The sequence below is a fragment of the Erwinia sp. QL-Z3 genome, assembly GCF_004551645.1.
GTDB lineage: Bacteria > Pseudomonadota > Gammaproteobacteria > Enterobacterales > Enterobacteriaceae > Erwinia > Erwinia billingiae.
This window is the reverse complement of sequence record NZ_CP037950.1, coordinates 1893239-1911809: the sequence shown is the minus strand read 5'-3', so window position 1 is coordinate 1911809 and position 18571 is coordinate 1893239. Positions and strand designations below refer to the sequence as shown.

The 18571-nt window shown below is 53.6% G+C and carries 14 protein-coding genes; all 14 read right to left on the bottom strand.

The genetic code is table 11. The features are described 5' to 3' along the window. Positions 1–18: 18 nt before the first annotated feature. The 14 genes from tssA to E2F51_RS09275 all read right to left on the bottom strand — a co-directional run bounded on the left by tssA (position 19) and on the right by E2F51_RS09275 (position 18569). A complete protein-coding gene (gene tssA / locus E2F51_RS09340) occupies positions 19–1614 on the bottom strand; it encodes a type VI secretion system protein TssA (RefSeq protein ID WP_134823294.1) in 1596 nt (531 codons plus the stop codon). Continuing rightward, positions 1614–5024 carry an ImcF-related family protein gene (locus E2F51_RS09335; RefSeq protein ID WP_134823293.1) on the bottom strand — a complete coding sequence of 1137 codons (3411 nt, stop codon included), beginning with the start codon at positions 5022–5024 and terminating at the stop codon, positions 1614–1616. The genes tssA and E2F51_RS09335 overlap by 1 nt, the downstream gene beginning before the upstream one ends. After that, complete coding sequence (locus tag E2F51_RS09330) at positions 5011–6165, bottom strand: hypothetical protein (RefSeq protein WP_134823292.1); 1155 nt, start codon at positions 6163–6165, stop codon at positions 5011–5013. The genes E2F51_RS09335 and E2F51_RS09330 overlap by 14 nt, the downstream gene beginning before the upstream one ends. A 3-nt stretch (positions 6166–6168) precedes the next feature. Then, positions 6169–6435 carry a PAAR domain-containing protein gene (locus E2F51_RS09325; protein WP_134823291.1) on the bottom strand — a complete coding sequence of 89 codons (267 nt, stop codon included), beginning with the start codon at positions 6433–6435 and terminating at the stop codon, positions 6169–6171. 96 nt (positions 6436–6531) lie between these two features. Then, positions 6532–7023 (bottom strand): hypothetical protein, encoded by a 492-nt coding sequence (locus E2F51_RS09320; RefSeq protein ID WP_134823290.1) that lies wholly within the window; start codon positions 7021–7023, stop codon positions 6532–6534. Between the two features lie 29 nt (positions 7024–7052). Then, a complete protein-coding gene (locus E2F51_RS09315; RefSeq protein WP_134823289.1) occupies positions 7053–7745 on the bottom strand; it encodes a DUF2931 family protein in 693 nt (230 codons plus the stop codon). 18 nt (positions 7746–7763) lie between these two features. Beyond that, positions 7764–9446 (bottom strand): DUF2235 domain-containing protein, encoded by a 1683-nt coding sequence (locus E2F51_RS09310; RefSeq protein ID WP_134823288.1) that lies wholly within the window; start codon positions 9444–9446, stop codon positions 7764–7766. After that, positions 9443–11965 (bottom strand): type VI secretion system Vgr family protein, encoded by a 2523-nt coding sequence (locus tag E2F51_RS09305; RefSeq protein ID WP_134823287.1) that lies wholly within the window; start codon positions 11963–11965, stop codon positions 9443–9445. Before E2F51_RS09305 ends, E2F51_RS09310 begins: the two co-directional genes overlap by 4 nt. Before the next feature lie 187 nt (positions 11966–12152). Further along, the gene (locus E2F51_RS09300; protein WP_134823286.1) at positions 12153–12503 is read right to left on the bottom strand and encodes a putative T6SS immunity periplasmic lipoprotein; all 351 of its coding nucleotides are present in this window, start codon (positions 12501–12503) and stop codon (positions 12153–12155) included. 43 nt (positions 12504–12546) lie between these two features. Next, positions 12547–13008: a putative T6SS immunity periplasmic lipoprotein gene (locus E2F51_RS09295; protein ID WP_245174182.1), complete on the bottom strand. Its 462-nt coding sequence runs from the start codon at positions 13006–13008 to the stop codon at positions 12547–12549. After that, on the bottom strand, positions 13002–13550 hold the full coding sequence (locus tag E2F51_RS09290; RefSeq protein WP_134823285.1) for a type IV secretion protein Rhs: 549 nt from the start codon (positions 13548–13550) through the stop codon (positions 13002–13004). The genes E2F51_RS09295 and E2F51_RS09290 overlap by 7 nt, the downstream gene beginning before the upstream one ends. Continuing rightward, the gene (tssH, locus tag E2F51_RS09285) at positions 13543–16179 is read right to left on the bottom strand and encodes a type VI secretion system ATPase TssH (RefSeq protein ID WP_134823284.1); all 2637 of its coding nucleotides are present in this window, start codon (positions 16177–16179) and stop codon (positions 13543–13545) included. Before tssH ends, E2F51_RS09290 begins: the two co-directional genes overlap by 8 nt. 170 nt (positions 16180–16349) lie before the next feature. Further along, the gene (gene hcp / locus E2F51_RS09280; protein ID WP_134823283.1) at positions 16350–16841 is read right to left on the bottom strand and encodes a type VI secretion system effector Hcp; all 492 of its coding nucleotides are present in this window, start codon (positions 16839–16841) and stop codon (positions 16350–16352) included. 3 nt (positions 16842–16844) lie between these two features. Next, entirely contained in the window at positions 16845–18569 is a 1725-nt protein-coding gene (locus tag E2F51_RS09275; RefSeq protein WP_209215505.1) for an OmpA family protein, read from the bottom strand. Positions 18570–18571: the final 2 nt, after the last annotated feature.

Below are 18571 nucleotides of genomic sequence, written 5' to 3'. Positions count from 1 at the left end.
CAACAAAAATGGTAACCGTTAGCCACACAACACAGCCGCCCGCGCGGGATCAAGTGCTATCAGTCCGGCAAGCAGTTGTTCCATTTTCGGCTGCAGATGGGTTTTGTCGCTTTCACTGCGCCCGGCTTTCATACGCAGCAGTTTCAGATGACGCGCACGCACTTCAAACAGCAGCCCGGGTTCCCACTGCGCAAGTGTCACCCCCTCCGCCTGTGAACCCAGCTCAGAGAACAGATGTGTTGCCAGCTCGTTTTTACCGTACTGTTCCGCAACACGCGCCATCAGCAGGCGCACCAGCCATTTCTGGCGGGCGGTGGTGATGCCAGGGCGATCCTGCAGCCAGTTCAGGGCGGCTTCAGCGCCCGTGTTGTCGGCCAGCGCCACGGCTTCCGGCTCAAGGGCTAGGATGTCTTCATCGGCACTGCGGGTTTGTGAGGTATGTACGTCATCGTTCCAGCCCCCGACGGAGTCCATCACGCTCTGCTGTATCCAGTTCAGCGTTACCTCATCGGCAAAGGGGGTGCCGTCATTAAACGCCAGTGTCTCCAGCCCGGTCAGGCGAGAGAGTAACCCCTTCAGGTCGGCAGCAATGATGTCCGCCAGCGTATCTTTCCCTTGTTTTTGCAGCGCCTGGTGGATATACCACTGCAAATCCAGCCACAGGTGGTTTGCACCGCGCGAGAAGACGCTGTCAGCCTGCTCCGTTATTTCGCTCCAGCTCTGTTGCAGATAAAGACGTTTGAGCAGGGCGCGCTGGTCCGCTCTGGGCGGTTCGATGCGGGTTCTGCCTGATGCATCCGGTGCAGGGATAGCATGCAACGTATCGTGACGCAGGCTTTTCATCAGATGGTGTGCTGGGAGCCAGCCGTCCGGCTGGTCACGCAGGTAGTCGGTCAGGGTGCGGGCCTGTGCCAGCAAATCCTGTCCGGAGGTAATCCGACTCAGCTGTGGTGCACCATTGTGTGCTAGGGAGGCTGTGGGCGTGTTGTCACTGGCATTCTGCGGGACCACCGCATCCACGCCGCCGGCTTTCTGCAGGCGGGCCTCAAGGGCACTGTACAGACCATCGAGTTGCGGACGGGTTTCATCGGGCTCAGCGTCCGTCAGTTGCGCGATCAGCAGCAACGCCCCGGCGGTACGCAACACATCTTCGCTCACCACTTCCGGGTACAGAGAGAGGCTGTCTGTCATACGCGAACCGGCCAGCCATTCGAGAGCAGCTTTACGGCTACGGTCACGCTGTGGATGCAGTTGCCCGCCAAAGCGTTCAAGCAGGCCCGCCAGTAATTCCAGTCCGTCAGCCAGGCCGCGTTCGCCTTCCCGGTGCAGTTTCGCCCAGCAGTAATAAGTGGCCACGCGAATATCTTTGCCGGTGTGGGTCAGCAGCCCTTCGGCCAGTTGGCAGATCCGTTCAGTGTCCGCGCCAGAGAGCTTATTCACCTCTTCACGCATCTGCTGGAAATCGTCATCGTAACCGGGGTCTTCTCCTGCCCCAGACACACCGGGAACGGGCAGCAGCCAGTTATCCCACAACGCAACGCGCTCAAGGGTCTGCGCTAACAACGTGTCCTGCCGTGCCTGGCAGGCATCCAGCAAGGAATTCAGCGATGACATCAGTAATTACCTTCAGTATCAGCGGTACGATTGGCGGAGGCCTGTGCCGGTGCGTCACTGACGCTGAAGATATTCTCCGGCAGGCGGAAATTACGCAGTTTAAGCAGAACAAGCGGACCCTCTCCGGCTTCGGTACGCAGCGTGTAATTGAGGTTGCGTCCGTCCGGTGCTTTCCAGCGCAGGCGGTAGCTGCTGTCCACGCCCGAATTGTCGCTGACAGAGGCTTTATCCAGCAGGCGTATCAGTCCCCAGGTTCCCGGCATATCCGCAAACTGACGGGTGCCTGCCTGAACACTTATCCAGCTCAGATTTGCGCCCGGCGCTTCGGTATCCGCCGGCCAGGTGACGCGTTTCCACTGTGGCATCTGGTTTACGTAGGTCAGCTTCTGACCGTCAATGATCATGTCCGTCTGCATCACGCCATCCGCCGTCCCCGGGCGCAGTTCAAAGCTCATCCTGGCATTGCCTTCAGTGAACGCCACATCCGAGATGTGACTCAGGGTATTCATGGCGTTAAGGAAGGCGGGGTTAAAGGTCAATCCCTGTGAATTGATGCTGTCCGCTACCCAGTGGCTGCCTTCACGGTGCAGCACGCCTTTGAGACGTGTTTGCAGGAACTGTGTGATACGCCCGGAGTCCGCATTGAGGTATTTCGCAAGCAGCGGTAGCGAGACCTCACTGCCTGAATTACTGAACGGGTAACGGTCGCCAAAGGCGCTGTTCCACTCACTGACCACAGCCTGTTGCCACTGGGCATTCAGGCTGTCTGCCGCCGGGGTCAATACCTGCTGCCAGGCCTGTTCCATCGGGTTCACAAACACCGAACGGCCAAAGCCGCTCCACTCCTGGCCGAGTCCGGCGGCAATCAGGCTACCGTAGTCACGGGTGTCGGTCAGGTCCACCGCTTTGCCCTGAAACACGGTCTGAGCCAGCGTCTGAGTCATCGCCTGCGGGTCGGCCGCGTTGGTCACCTGCTGCAGGCGCAGACGCACCTGAGTAACACGGGTCAGATAAGACTGCAGACTCTGGGCCTGTGCGCCGGTGCGGTTTTTGTCAATCAGTGCCAGTACCGGACCGAAGGTGGCATCCAGTGGGCCATGAACGCCGGCGCTCTGATCGATGGCATCCTTGTTGTCACCGCCCAGCAGATTTTTCGCTGATTTCACCAGCGAGTCAGAAATAGCTTCACCCGTCTGCCCGGTTCTGCCCTGCACGTTCAGAGTATTCATCAGCGCCACCAGCGGTGACTGACGCAGGTCGGCCATCAACGTCAGCTGGTCAATGGAATCAGATAGCGTGCCGGCATTGTTCCAGCGCAGGCTGTTGAGAAATGCCAGCCAGGCGCCGCTAAAGTCAGCAAAATAGCGCTCCGTCAGGCGTTTTTCCAGCGTTTCCGGTGACCCTTCCTGCTGCGGTTTCTGTTTACTGTCGGTCAGCACCCAGTCCAGTTCATCCCTGCGCTCTTTCACGACCTTTTCGATGGCAGGCTGCACGGCCTGCTCCCAGGCCTGACGGGTGAACATTCCTGGCACCACCTCACGGGTCGTGAACAGGCGGCCGGCGTCGGTATCGCCGGTCATGTCTTCCAGACGCATATCGGCATACTGATTTACCACCTCAGCGAGCATTTTCTGATACTGGCTGGATTCGCTGTTACGCATCCCCATCAGGCGGACCAGCAGGGAGCGTGCCTGGCTGACCATGCTCTCATCGGCGGGCAGGTGCCACTGTGGATGCGTTATCAGACTTGCTGCATAAAAAGAGAGCAGCGACGGAGCCAGGCCCTGCCACTCGCTGTCTTTCACATCCTGACGCGTTGGCCAGTCCTGCAATAATCCGCTGCTGAACCAGGCCGCATCCATGTGGTCCGGTCGCGCCAGCATCAGATAGAGTTTGAGCTGGTTATAGGTCGTTTTAGCCATCTGTTCGCGCAGGGGGCTGCCCGGTGGCAGTGCGTTGAACGCATTGAGTTGCGTCTGCAGGTGCCCGGCCGCGGCGTCACGCAACAAGGGTTGTGCGCTGTCCCTGTAACGTGGCCAGAGTGCCTTTAAAAGTGCGTCATTCTGGCTGAGCCCGGCACGTTCATACCAAGGGATGCCGTGTGCTGCACGGTACTGGAGACGACCGAGGGTTTTCTGCAGTTCAGACAGCGCATGCAGGCGCTCACCCAGCGGCATTCGCTGTTCAGCCGCCAGTGCCGCCTGCTCCTGTGCGCCCTGAATTTGACTGCGGTTGCTGATAAAGGAGACCGGCATCCAGGCTCCCCAGGCCACCATCAGCAGTGCGGCAACGGATGCCATCACCTTTTGCCACGGGATACCCGGTTTATGTGGGCGCAGAGCTGCGGGCAGCGAACGGGCAGTGGCCGGAATGATATTCCAGCGCTTGTCCATCCCCCAGTGATGCTGAACGCTACGCTCTGCACCCACGGAGGGATGGCTGAAGACCACCCCCGCCAGCGGCAGCGGCCTGTACGGATTGAGTATCACAGAGAGCGGCTCAGCCACGCTCTGTGGTTCACAAACCAACTGGTCGGCCAGCGTCAGCAGGAAGTTGTGCTGCACCGCATCGCAGGTCTGCTGCAGCCCCCGGGCGATCAGTTCCGTTGTCAGGGTAGCAAGCTGTTCTGTCAACCCTTCCGGGCGACACCCGGCAGGGAGAAGACAACCGATCGCCTGAACAGTACGCTCTTCTGGTTTGCCGGCCCGGAGATGCAGTGACCAGACATAGAGCGGCAACTGCCAGCCCAGCGTCTGATTACGGGCGCTGATGGCATGGGAAAAGGTATCCATCATGCTGGCGGAAGGTGCCGGTTGCGGCTGGGTCAGGTCCGGTGAGGACAGGCGGTCAAATAGCGAGGTTACCCACACCATGCCATCAGCCGGGCGGCGACGCAGTTTACGCAGCGCGGTCAGCCATTGACTGTCAACGGGGCTGTTCAAGTCGCCGCCCCAGAGAAGCAACGTACCCTGATCTTCCTGCCAGTATTGCGAGGTCAACCCGGGAGTTAACTGCTCCACCTCACCAGGTGTGCCCGTGATAAGCAGGATACGGACTTTGCGTGGCCAGCCACGGCCATAGAGATGGCGCATAGCTTCACGGATTTCAGCGACGGTGACGTTGCGGGGTGGCGTTTGTGCTACACGGGATTCGTCATCCGGCAATTGATCCTTACGTTTTGCCTGGAAGCGATGCCAGCGTTGCTGAACAACCAATCCGATGATTTTCCCATGTCGAAGTAACATCAGGAGGATCATGCCCCCGGCAAAGCCAAGGCATTTCATTCCTATGGTATTTAGGCCAATTCTGTCTCCATAATGCCAGATGCCCCAGGCTATCGCTGCGGCAATCACCGCCGTTAGACCGTAACCACTCCAGCCTCCACGCCACACTGAACTACCCGTTGTCATTATTTTGACTCCCTGTTGTCACGGTAGTAATAAAACTCTGTTCTTCGTCAGCAGAAAGCATCAGGCAGTCAGCCTGCTTTAAACGCACTATGTCGCTGCTCACTGCGGCCATCACCCAGGGGGAGAAGGGCCCGCTGATACCGGTAAAGGTTTCCAGCCACTGCACCTGTTCTGCTTTCCAGTATCCGCCTGAGGTTTCACTGGCCTTCAGTAGTTCAAAAAAATCATCTGCCCAGCGCAGTTGATCACCAGCGATAAACTGCGCGCTGTTCGCCAGGGTCTGCGTGGAAAAATACAATGCCAGTTCTTCTGATAGTTGGAATGGATCAAGGTCCATAGGGCGCAGCAGCCGAACATCATGTTTAATCTGATATTTGGTCGCGACATCATCAGATACCAGTAGTAGTACAATAAGCGCATCACTGTATTTCTCCCCACCCTGCAGCTGCTGCACCAGAACCAACTCAGCAGATATTTCAGGTGACTTGAGACGCTCATCGAGTATCAGAAGAGAATGGGATTGCAGAATATTAAGTTTCGGAGCCGGACGCTCTGCCGGGATCTGTTCCTTCCAACAGTCATCAAACAGAGCCTGTAGCGAAGAGATATCCAGTGAAGAGTCAGTCAAATATGTGACATTCAGAGGTAAGGCCGCCGGAAGCTGCAGCAGCGCGTCGCTGGCGTCGCCAAGCAATATTGTCAGCCCTTCAGCTTCTCCCCAGGGTATACGCCTGGTTTGTTGGCCACACCGCTCAAGTCCTGGTGGTGGCTGTATAAGCTGTGCTGCTGTTAATGAACCGGGCAAGAATGCCACGCTGTGCAACACTGCCAGATAACGCCCGGCCCAGGCAGCCCACTGTTGCTGAGCATATCCTGCTTCGTCAGTTTCAAATTTATAGCGATCAAACGCCAGGTTATACAACCAGCCCCGCAGACAGATAAGGGTGAACCAAATAACCAGCGGTGTGGCTGATAATACCGAGATGCTGAACGACTGAAATGACCCCAGTAGCTGGTTTGCATGAAGCACAAACAACAAAACGCTCGCGATAAGTGCCACTATGGCCCCACTTAACCATAAAACAAGTGACGGTTCCTCAGGACGTTTTGAAATTATTGGTATCTTTCGTTCCCAGCCCATGGCTCATCCTATGGCACAATCCGGTGCGCTCGAGATGACCTGACAACCACATTCACAGCGGCAACCGTCCACCACGACTGCTTTACCGTCAGAGATCCATTCAGACGAACCTTCAATAATGCTGTTAATACCGTGCCCGTCTATGGGGCAACTGATTTTGTCGCCTATTAAGGCTACTTTTTTTGCATTAACGATCATGGTTGATGATGCAGAAATAACTTCTCCGCCATGCGTGGTGTTATCACCAAGCAATACAAATCCTTTAGACATATGAACCTTACAAATAAAAAGTATTTATAATGATAAAAATAACCCCATGCAACAAATCGCATGCAAATATTCTATACTGGTAGGAATAACCGTTATTTATAGAGCATCATTCCATTTCATGACGCTATCAACTTCAGACATATCGTTAAATAACGGCTCATTTTTCACTTTATCAAAAGCTTTGTTGATACTCTCTGGGATTTTGTCAGAGTCTTTCTGTAGGCAATAGAATTTTAATCGATTTGCATTTTCAAAAAAAACATAGTTGCAGCCATATTTGTCCCTATCCTTAGTGTAACTCAGTGTTTCTCTTTCAAAAACAATCGAGCACTGAGGGTTTTCTCTAACCATAGGCTGTGATGAATATTTAAAATCCGTGTAATCAACAATGCCATAGAAGCCATTATTTGTCCCATCAATACGTTTAAGGTAAACGGAAATACCCCTACTATCTTTTAGTGCAAAAGGAGAATCAATACGCTGATATTTCCCCTCCATATTAGCACATATGGATTTATCAGACTCGGCAGTGCACCCAGACAGAATAATCACAATGGAGAGAACAATCGCCTTACTATTAATACCCACTATTTTTCTCCTTTTTATTATGCTAAGCATCACCAACTGCCATAGGGATAGGTTTTACCTTCGATAAAAGCTTTTGTCTCCTTGGTATATCCATAACCATTAGGGAAATTAGTCACGCCCTTGCACATCTCCATTTTCTCACCCGACACGGTGGTGATTTTGGCATCCAACTGGGGAACCACTGGATCACCTAAATTATCTAACCAGACACTCACCTTACCTCCGGGAGCCAGACCAATTACCATCGTGTCACGGTAATACGTCTCGTCTGGGCGATAACTGTCGGTATACAACGTGGTCATCTGTTCCCAGGTACCTTTTTTAAATATCACCAGGGTTTCATAACTCTTTTTGTCTATCACCGAGTCCCAGCAGAACCGCAGCATCAGAGGAAGCGCCTTGCCCTTGTTGTAGTAAGACTGTGTAACGCCCAGATGGTCATTCCAGCGCCCTACGCTGACCTTACTCGGCTCGGTGTTATCAACATACTGGTAGGTGGTCTTATAACCGGACCCGTCCACCATCAGCGCCTGAGTGGCCAGTGCAGGAAGCGCTTGGGGGTAAATGAATAAAAACTTCCATTCATCGTAAGGCAGTTTTTTATAGCCAAATTCCGTCTGGGTTGCGGTATCGCCTTGCGCAACAGACTGCGTTTTTCCTGTGGAACACCCTGTCACTGACAACAACAGACAAATAGTGAAAATGCCTTTAGTTAAACTCATATTGCTATTCCTTAGCGTTTAATGCTCAGAGGTGGTGAGGTCACCATTTTTCACCGCGCTATCATGCAGACGCTGCTGATCATCCATATACCAAACCGAACGTATCCAGTGGTCATTAGGCTTATTGGGGAATACAAACGCCTTATCTTCTTTCGGGCCAAAACGATGGATAAATATCTCTCCCGTTTTAGGATCCACCCACAGATTACGATCGGACTCAATGTTCCATTTGGCGGAGCAGTGGGTATATTTCCCTATAAGAAGTCGCTCTTCTTCGGTAAACGGCTGTGGAGCTTGCGCAAGTCGCACTGCTTTTCCTTGGGCGATGGCTTTATCACAAAGAACTTTCAACTCTGCCGGCAATGAATATTTTTCATCGTTTTCTTGAATTGGCTCAAACAATACTCCAGCATCCTGAGCCGCATCCAGCATCACGCGCAGACTGACTTTGGCCCAATCATTAGGAATGGCCGTTCGCTCAAAAAAAACTGCGGCGCCGACCTGCTTCTGAATCCCCCCAGCCCGATGTTGATTGCTATTCATCACACCTACGGAGCGGGTTTTGGTGGTTATTTTTCCATGGGGCAACAAGTATTTCAGTGCAGGCAAAGACACCAACATTTCTCTGGCTTTCTCCGCATTACGATATACCCGGGTGTCGATTTCTCTGGTATCGTCGCTGACAATTTCAAATTCGGGGCAGCTCAGAAAAAGACTTTCATTTTCCTGCAGAGGCGAACCCACCGGGTTATAACCCCCACCGATATCTGAATGCGATCCCGGTAAAGCAAGCTCGGGCCACATGCCTTTAATACTGTTCAGGCTGAAATTATAACGATATTCATTCATGGCGGTGATCTGAAATACTTTCTTCGCTACCGAAGGACGTAACTCCAGCTTCACTCTCGGGTTGCTGCGGCCGTTAATGTCGAAGAAATTGCTAATCCCGCCAATGGCCGCCACGGTATCGAAAATGCCTAAGAAGCGGACTTCGCCGGAAGGTTTGCCGTCGTAATAATCCCCCCTGAGACCTTTCGCAATCGCACTGGCTATCGCAGGATCCTGTTCCATAACCCGATTGGCAAAGTGCCGCGCCGCCGCTGCCCCACGGCTAAAACCAAATACATCAAACTGAATTTTTTCAACACAGAAATCCTGTTTGACGTTTCGCTTCATAAATGCCAACAGTTCCTCGGTGATCCCCTTTATCGCCTCGTCAGTTTTCGTCACCACACCTTCAAACACATCCAGAATACTGGTGCCCAGCCCCATTCCTAAGACCGAGTCTGATTTACCTGCTGCTGTACCTATCCCGGAAATGTACGTTTTAATTTGAGCTGACGTCTGGTCTTCTGTAAGAGCCTGATTTGGCAGGTAGAGTGTGTTTAGCCAGCGAATATTTGAATAATATCCGCGATAGCTACCATTTGAGAAACTGTCTTTATTGATTGCATTGAGAAAGTCTTCGCAGCTTTGCGCATCTTTTTGATTCACACCCTGCTGAGGGGCATTGCATTCATTGAATTGCATCAAGCGAGAGGCTGTGTTTTCTCTATTATTACCTGTGCCGTCGAAAAAAACGCCGATGGTTAAAGTCACGCCTCGTACTGGCTTTTTCTGCGCAACAACCGTTTTCCATTCATTATGAATACTGGTTTTATGGGTGCCGTCGGTTACCTCATAACCCTGATATTTTGTCATTCCGCCGCCCCATTAGTTTTTACCTTACCGAATTCAGCTTTTACCGATGACGGTATTAATGTATTTACCGGCGCTGTTTTGCCTTTTTCATCAGTAACACCCTGTAGGATATCTCCATCTGCTGTTGTTATCCGATAAGGCGTTGATGGCTGAGGCGTCCCTTCATGATCGGTAAGAATAAAGCCTCCGCCAAACCCTCCCGGCATTTCAACTGGCGCAATATTAAGACTTGCAGCGCCCATTTTCTGGACGTTAGTACATTTAAGCAGGATATTTCCCGGACAGCCCAGCTCGATATTTCCGCCGCTCAGTTTGATATAAGCCCCGCCACAGGTAAGAATGAGCTCCTGTTCAGCAGAGATTGTCACTTTTCCTTCTGAACTTTGAATATCAAGATCTTTTTGAGCGTTAACAGATAAAGTGTCACTCTGAGCCTGGATATTCACCTGGCCTTTTGCCGCCAATAGCTGCATGCCCCGGCCATTCGCCAGCAGACTGACGGTTTCCTCCGCCACAACAGTGAACGACTGACCGGCACTGATATCGGTATTATCTCCCGACATGATCCCAACACTTTCACTTCCAGAGGCGATTCGAAGCGCCCTGGCGCTGACAATGCCGATACCCTGTGGAGCATGCAATAACATTCCCGATGCTGTGAGATTGCTTAACGAGTTGTTCAATTGTTGCTGACTGCGAACATCCCCTTCGGTCGCCTTCGCAGAGGTTGCCGCCTTCGCCATGCTGCGTGCCAAAGTTAACGCCTGCTCCAGTTGCCGGATAGCCTCATCCATCTCCAGCATCTGTTCTTGTGCCTGGGGTTGGCTATCCGCAGTGATGAAAACTCCATTCCCACCGCGGATACTGACCCAGTCATCCGTCCGCAGTTCAGCACCTTCTCCACGTAGTGACCCTTTTGCATCAACATTGTGTCCTAAATTGAGCTGCGTCTTGCCGCCGTATTCAGTGCTGAGCTTGATATGTTCTTCGCCGCGTTTGTCTTCCATCCGCAGTTTGTTGAGGCCTGCGGTCCTGACTACGTTACGCGTGCTGTTCTTCTCAGTGACGTGGTCAATGTGGCGGGAATCGTGCAGGGCGTGGGCGATATATGGCCGGTCCGGATCACCTTCATGGAAGGCGATGGCCACCTCTGTGCCCTGTATCAGCGGAAAGTGAATGCCGTATTGATCACCGCCGTAGGGTTTGGCCAGGCGCACCGGCATACTTTCCATACCCTGACGTTTATCGTCACGGTCGGCATCAAATTTCACGCGATACAGGCCAGCTTCATCCTGCCAGGCGTAAATATCGTTGTCTTTGGCGCTGGTCACGCGTGCCATTAGCGTGCCACTCACCACAGGGCGCCTTTTGGCCGGCGGTCTCCAGCAGCAGGTTTCGCTGTAGGGCATTGCCGCCCATCCCACCTGCAGGGCATTTTTACGGCTGGCCGTGTAGTCTGCACGCACGATAACCAGTCCATTTTCCGTGACGGCCGGCAAGGTAGGAGGGAGCGCTGTTTCCGTGATAGTGAGTATCTGCGCCACCCCCAGAGTGGAATCGGTACTGCAGCCGGTCACCGTGGTCTGGGTCGAGAGAAAGCGTTCATGCTCCATTCTTGCCCAGAAGTTGCCGGTTTCGGCAGCCGGGTTAATCTTCTCCCCGCTTTCCAGATGACGTGGACGGTAGTGGTAGACATCCCCGTAAGTCACGCCGTCGCCGTCGCCACGGGTCATATCGGCCTGCGCGGATGTCAGGATTTTTTGTGCCTGCCGGTGGTTGTAGTCGCCGGCGGTTACCGAACTTTCCACCACGTTGTGCCTGACATGAATATCCCACACGGAGTCGACGCCGTTGTCATTCGCCCCTGACGGGCTGTTCAGCGGCAGGGTTTTCCCGAACGTCCAGGCACTCTGGGTGTCCGCAAAATTTACCACTTCGGTCTGGGTGTCTTTTTGTAAGGTGAAGAAGTAATAAATCCCCACCTCTGACAGCAGGCGTTCAATAAACGCGAGGTCATTTTCCTGGTACTGGTTTATCTGCTCACGCTTCGGATAGTCAGCTTTCAGGGAAAATTCGTATTCCCAGTCTTTCAGACCATGCTCCTGGAGTACCTGCTTCACCACGTCTGGTACTGATTTGTCGACAAAGAAGCGGTGCGTGCGGAACTGTTTATTCAGCAAAGAGAGGAAAGGTTCGATAATAATCTGGTAAGTAACCTGATCTGCGGAACCATTGATACGTTTGAAATGAGTGACGACACCGTGGATCACCTTTTGGCCGCTCAACCCCATCAGGGTCCCCGTTCCCATGGTCAGGGATGCGGGCTTGCTCAGCAACTGTGCTGCTGTAATGTCTTTGTCAGAACTGGTAAACAGGACGGTGTAATAATACAGAGCACTCATAAATTCTTTGCCGCTGAACTCTTCCACATCCAATAAGGATGTGCAGGAAGGAATATCCAGACGGTAACGGTTCAGGGTGGTTTTAATTATGCTGGTCAGCGTATCTGTCAGACTCATGATTTTTACTCCATGTAATTTTTCAGTGCTTGTAAGATTTACAGCTGGCAGACACCGACTGAGTTATCCATCGCATAGCGACAATACGGCAGGTTTATTTCTCTCTCTGTCGGCGTCACGTTATAAATATGGTCATTGTTAATTTCCAGGGTGATTACGAAACTCCGTGGCTCATCGTGATGTTTTTTTAAGTTAATACATACTCAATGATGAACTGCCCCTTATGCAGGAAGCGGAAAAAAGAGGGGGGAATATATAATTTCCCATCTGAAACAGTAAGGTTCGGTGTAAAATTAAATTTCTTTTCTTTTGAAGATATCCCCCGGGGATTGATCCCGATATCTGCGGGTTGATAATCCTGAGCATCAGTAACGTTAAAACCCACGCTGTCTCCTTGCTGACTGACCTGTGCTGTTTCGTCAAATCGCCCCCTGTCTCCAGGTCCCGGACATCCCGTTAACATCAAAAGACACATGCCAGACAACAGCAAAGACCACGAAATACTCACCATGGAGAATCCAACACTATATTCCTGCATTTTTAGCGTCATCGAGAATAGAATATGACATGAAGAGCTATATTTAGCGTGTGAATTCAGATTGGCCGTGCTCTCTTTCAGTAAAAAACACATTTCGAGCCCTGCCTCTAATTATTTCAACTTCCGTAACAAAACTTCTTGGATGATTATTTTTATCCTGAGATTGCAATACAAACTCAATCACAAAGGACTCAGTTGATGTATCAGGAAAATGATAGTACGAAGGTGGGAAACATAATTGACCATCTGTCACACGTAATTGTGGGTGGTCAATGAACTTTCGCTCTTTCGAAGGTGTACTCTTGAGATTGACTGCGACAAAAACGGGCTGATAATCTTTACTGTCTGGAATAGGAAAACAAAGCGAATTATTTTTCATAAAAACATGAGTTGTTTCTGCAGGATAATATTTCACCCCCCCCCATGGACATCCCGTTAATGTCAAAAGAGAAACAACTAGCAAGCCTGACAGTAATATTGAGTGTCGTTTTTTTATTTTCACCATGGAAATCCTCTCAATGTTTTTTGATACATTTCCCGGATTATCGGTTCAGAAGTATTGCCATCCAATGTAACGATCTCCCATCCCCTAAGTTTCTGCCAGCCATAATAACCATGAGTCTGAAAGGTGAAATTATCCGCAATAATCTGCGCCTGCTGCTCCATTGGATACTCACTTAACAGCCGTCCATCAAGGGTATAACGATAACTGACCAGCCAACTCACCAGTCCCCGGCCGATAACATTCATCCCTCGGGCACGTTGCCAGACATGGCTCATTTCATGGATAAACAGATGCTGCATATCATCGAGCGACAGCGAAAAGTCATCATGATACTGATTACGAAAATACAGCTCACCGTTCGGCGTCATTGCCGTATTTTCATTCTGCAGATTAAAAGGCAGATAGCTGTCCTTGTGGATCCACACACTTGCATAATTAATCGTTGACGCAAACACCGATTGTACCAGCTGTATTTCACCTGTTGTCAGTAACCTGATACCACCTTTCTTTAATTTGTCGTTATCCTGCTTTTTCTCAGCCATGAGCAAACTCCAGCACAATCCCTTCCTCATCACTCCAGCCCAGCGTCAGCAATTTAGGTTTCTGCTTCGCCGCCATGTGAGTCAGCAGCTGCTGGCTCAGCACTGGCAAAATTTGCTGATTAAGCAGACTGTCGACGTTACGCGCACCGGTATCCGGCAGCAGGCAGGCGGACGTCAGGGCGTCGAACAGGCTTTCGTCGATGTGGGTGGTCAGATCGTAATGACAACGTAAGCGCTTACTGACCTGCTCCAGTTTCATCTGCACGATGGTGCGCATGGCGGTTTCCGCCAGAGGGCGATAAATCACGGTCTGGAAACGGGCCAGCAGTGCAGGCTGGAAGTGGTCTCGCAAAATCGGGCGCAGCAGTTCGTGCAGATCGGCTTCGGTCGCTTCCGGCTGTTCGTCCAGCAGTTGCATAAGTGGGTCGCTACCGAGGTTGGCAGTCATCAGAATGACGGTGTTGCGAAAATCAATTTCTCGCCCTTCGCCGTCACGCATAAAGCCCCGGTCAAACACCTGGTAGAACAGGTTCATCACATCCCGGTGTGCTTTTTCCACTTCATCGAGCAGCACCACGCTGTACGGGCGTTTGCGCACCGCTTCGGTCAGAATGCCTCCCTGACCGTAACCAACGTAGCCCGGCGGCGAACCCTTTAGCTGCGAGACGGTGTGCGGCTCCTGGTACTCGGAGAGGTTGATGGTGATCAGTGATTTTTCACCGCCGTACAGCACGTCGCTTAACGCCAGCGCAGTTTCGGTTTTCCCGACGCCGCTCGGCCCAACCAGCAGAAATACGCCCTGCGGACCGTTCTCAGCGGTGAGGCCGGTTTTCGCGGCGCGCAGACGCCGGGCGATGGCGTTCAGCGAAGCATCCTGCCCGACCACGCGTTTTCCCAACGAGTTTTCAAGCGTCAGCAGGTCGGTCTGCTCGTCTTTCATTAATGATGACAGCGGCACGCCGGTCCAGTCGGCAATCACGTTGGCGACGGTGCGGGTATCCACATCAATCTGAATTAATGCGGCGTCCTGTTGCAGCTGGCTCAGTTGCTGTTGCAGGCTGTGAATTTCTTCCTGCCGGCTGATGTCCTGACGGCAGGTCATCAGCTGTTCTGCCAGCGATTTTTCTTGCGCGAAACGCTGTTGCTGTGTCTTGATATCCGCATCCAGCACGAGGCGCAGTGTATCAATGGCAGCCAGTCGCTCACCATGGGAATGGCCGCCGACGGCGATATCTTCCAGCAGCGCCTGCTGCTCCAGCGCCAGTGCCGTCTGCTGCGCTCTCAGGTACGTAATGCTTTCCGGCACGGTATCGAGGCTCATGCGAACCCGGGCGCTCGCGGTGTCGAGCAGGTCCACCGCTTTATCGGGCAACTGACGGCCGGTGAGGTAACGGCGGGAAAGTGTCACGGCGGCGCGCACGGCATCGTCGGTGATATGTACGCCGTGGTGCCCGGCATAGCGGGATTTCAGGCCCCTGAGCATCAGGCAGGCGGTGTCGTCGTCCGGCTCATCCACCTTCACCATTTGAAAACGACGTTCCAGTGCGGCATCACGTTCAAAATACTGTTTGTACTCAGACCATGTGGTGGCCGCAATGGTGCGCAGTTCACCACGTGCCAGCGCAGGTTTCAGCAGGTTGGCCGCATCCGCGCCGCCGGCCTGATTGCCAGCCCCGATAATGGTGTGCGCTTCGTCGATAAACAGCAGAACGGGAGTAGGGGACTGCTGTACCGCCTCAATCACGTTTTTGAGGCGCTGTTCAAATTCCCCCTTCACACCGGCACCCGCTTGCAGCAGGCCGAGGTCGAGAGTGCGCAGGCTGACGGCTTTCAGGCTTTCCGGCACGTTGCCCTCGCTGATCCGCAGCGCCAGCCCTTCCACCAGGGCCGTTTTTCCGACGCCCGGTTCGCCGACCAGTATCGGGTTGTTTTTACGACGGCGGGAGAGGATATCCACCATCTGACGGATTTCGATATCACGCCCGAATACCGGGTCGATACTGCCCGCTTTCGCTTTGGCGGTGACATCAAGCGTGAATTTATCCAAGGCGTTCTGCAGCGCCGGGTTAAGTTCACCTTCCGCCGTTGCCCCTACCGGGCGCCCAACGAATTCAATGTCTCCGCCACGCTTCTGTGTCAGCTCTTCCTCCCGCTGCATCTCCTCTCGTTCATCAGACTGCGCATCAAGCAGCGGACGCAGACGCTCAAGCTGGCTCTGTCCCAGCGTCAGCAGTGGCCACACCCCGTCACAGCGCAGCATTTTTGGCATTTCAATCATTGCTGCCAGCAGGTGTGCGCTGCGGATGTGTTCACAGCCTTCAAGCGAGGCAACCAGCCACGCTTGCTTCAGTAACGCATGAAGCGTGTCTGACAGTTGGGGCCGCCCACGCACTGAGCGCTGCAGGTTGTCCAGCCAGCCGAGTAAGTCTTGCCACAGCGCATCCATGTCCCACTCATAACGGCGTGCTAACACCGTCAGGTCGCCTTCGCCCTGTTCCAGCAGTTTCAGCAACCAGTGCTCGGGTAAAATTTCCGCGTGGGCGCGGGTCTGGCACAGGCTGGCTGCACCGTCTAACGCACGGGCACAATAAGGATTAAGACGACGTAACAAGGCGGCTGAATTTTCCATAACTCTCTCTTTTGTCTTTCCAGGCACGCTACCGCCCTTCGCTATTCCCTGACTATCAGGAAACCAAAGCGCATAAGGTCAGGGGCATGGAGTGATGTATATTTTGCTGAAAGCCCGCACGACAGACGTTCAGCAAAAACTGCGGACAGAAAAACCTGCCCGCATCAGGCTTACGCCGTGGCGCGTTCGTTCCAGGAATCGGAATGAATGATGTTGCCGTCTTTGTAGGTCCAGGTGATTTTTTCGTAACGCAGTTCGATGGTTTCGAGGTGGTTATGCTTCTCGTAGCCCGGGTCTTTGATGTCGTGCATTTTCGGCGCGACTTTCACCAATTTCACGTTCTCAAGCTTGGTGTTGAAGTACTCCATTTCCTGGCCCGCATCGTTGATTTTGTACCACTTGAACTCAGCAGACTTCAGGGTCTGACCAGTGGTCACTGCCTTGTAAAGGTACGGGCTGGAGGAGTCGATTTCCTTGGTGAACAGGAAAGGTGTATGAATACGCGTGCCGGTCAGCTTGCCGGTATTGTTGTCGGTCGGGATGTACAGGTTGTGTTCCTGAGCGACCACTTCGATGCTGCCTTCACGATCCTGAACGTCTACGGAACCTTTAATGTCCGCACCGCCGTCGTCTTTCAGCCACAGATAAACAGGAATTGCCATGATTTACTCTCCATTGTGTTGTGAGACGTCATCATCCTGCGATGACGCTGAGGGTTTGCCCGGTATCTGGCAGGCATTGGCCTGCGGTACCAGACTGATTTCGACACGCCGGTTAAGCGCACGGCCTTCCGGGGTGTCGTTAGTTGCAATCGGGCGGCTTTCGCCATAGCCCTGCACCGCAAAACAGCTTTCCGGCACATCACCGGTGTCACGCATCCAGTCGCGCACCGCTTCGGCACGTTTCAGAGACAGCGTCTGATTCAGTTTCGGGTTACCGGTGTTATCGGTATGGCCGGATACGACAATTAGCCAGCCCGGTTTCGCCTTAACTCCGACCAGAGAATTCACCAGCATTTTGGTCGAACCGACTTTCAGCGCCGACTTGCCCGAATCGAACAGCGACATGCTGTCAAGACGAAGGGTTTTCGGACCCTGAATGATTTTCTTAATGACCGGTGGTGGTGGCGGCGGAGGTGCCCAGTCGCTGACGGCGGCCTCAACTGGTGGAACCAGACGCAGCCCCTGATAAAGACCCAGGCGATAACGCAGTGGCTCCCCGCGACGCGCCCAGTCGTCCAGCAATGCGCCATCAGCCCTGAGGCGCTGCTGCGCCCGCAGTTTCGGGGCAACAGGCTTCCCTGTCAGCTGGTGATATAACGCAAGGTGATCGCCAACATTACGGATGAGGCGCTGGTTGTTCATCCAGGACGCCAGCATGGCAAGGGCCAGGAAAATCCCGCCCAGTAATCCGGCATAGCGCCAGAACACCATTCTGCGGCTGACACCACGTCGGCGCGGTAACGCCGGCAGCAGCAGTTCAGGCAGCGGCAGTGACTCTGTCGTCACAACGGCATCCGGTGGCAGCGCCGTCACGGCGGTGATGTGCTGTTGCCAGAGATTGCCCGCGATACCGCTCACCGGCACCATGCACATTCCCTGCACGCAGGGCTTTATCACCGACAGCTCGCCCTGGCGTACCGACAGCAGGTCATTCACCGCGCTGTTCTGCCAGGCAAGCAGGCTGTCCAGCCACAAACCCTGACTCAGACGCGAAAGTCGCCCGTCAGCTCCACTCTCCCGGGTCCACTCCGTCAGTGACACATTGCCCTGACCGGGCTGATACACCTGAATACCGCTTCGCTGGCTTACCGTGGTAAACCAGACGGGTTCGGCTTGCGTGCAGGCTACAGGGGGCGATACCCAGGTCACGGTCCACAGCGGGGGGATCGTCCCAAATGCCGCACGGCACTGGACGACTGCCCGCTGCCAGCCCCGCAGGGACTGGGTAAGGTCATCACCGGAGGTGTGCTGTTCAGGTACCACAGCCAGCATGACGGAGATTTGCGACACCAGGGCCGGGCGCATCAGGCTCAGGTGCTTTGCCAGGATTGGCAACTGTTCCGCATCCTTCACCAACAGATACCAGCCCTGCCGGGTTTCCCGGTGACGGGAACCGGACACAAACAGCGGAGCGTTGTCGCCACAGACGAGGATCACCGCCCCCTGAAAATCTTCCGGCGGCAGGTGTTCATTCACAATTTCCCGGACAGCGGTCGCCCGCGCCTGCGAAGCCCGACGCTGACGCCAGAACATCACCCCGGACACCAGAACAACCAGCAGGCTGAGTGCCACACGGCTGCCTGTCGACAATGGCCAGAATCCCAGAATGAGCCACAGCGCCAGTACGGCACCCAAGGCAGTTAACAGACTTCGGTACGCATCCCGCATCG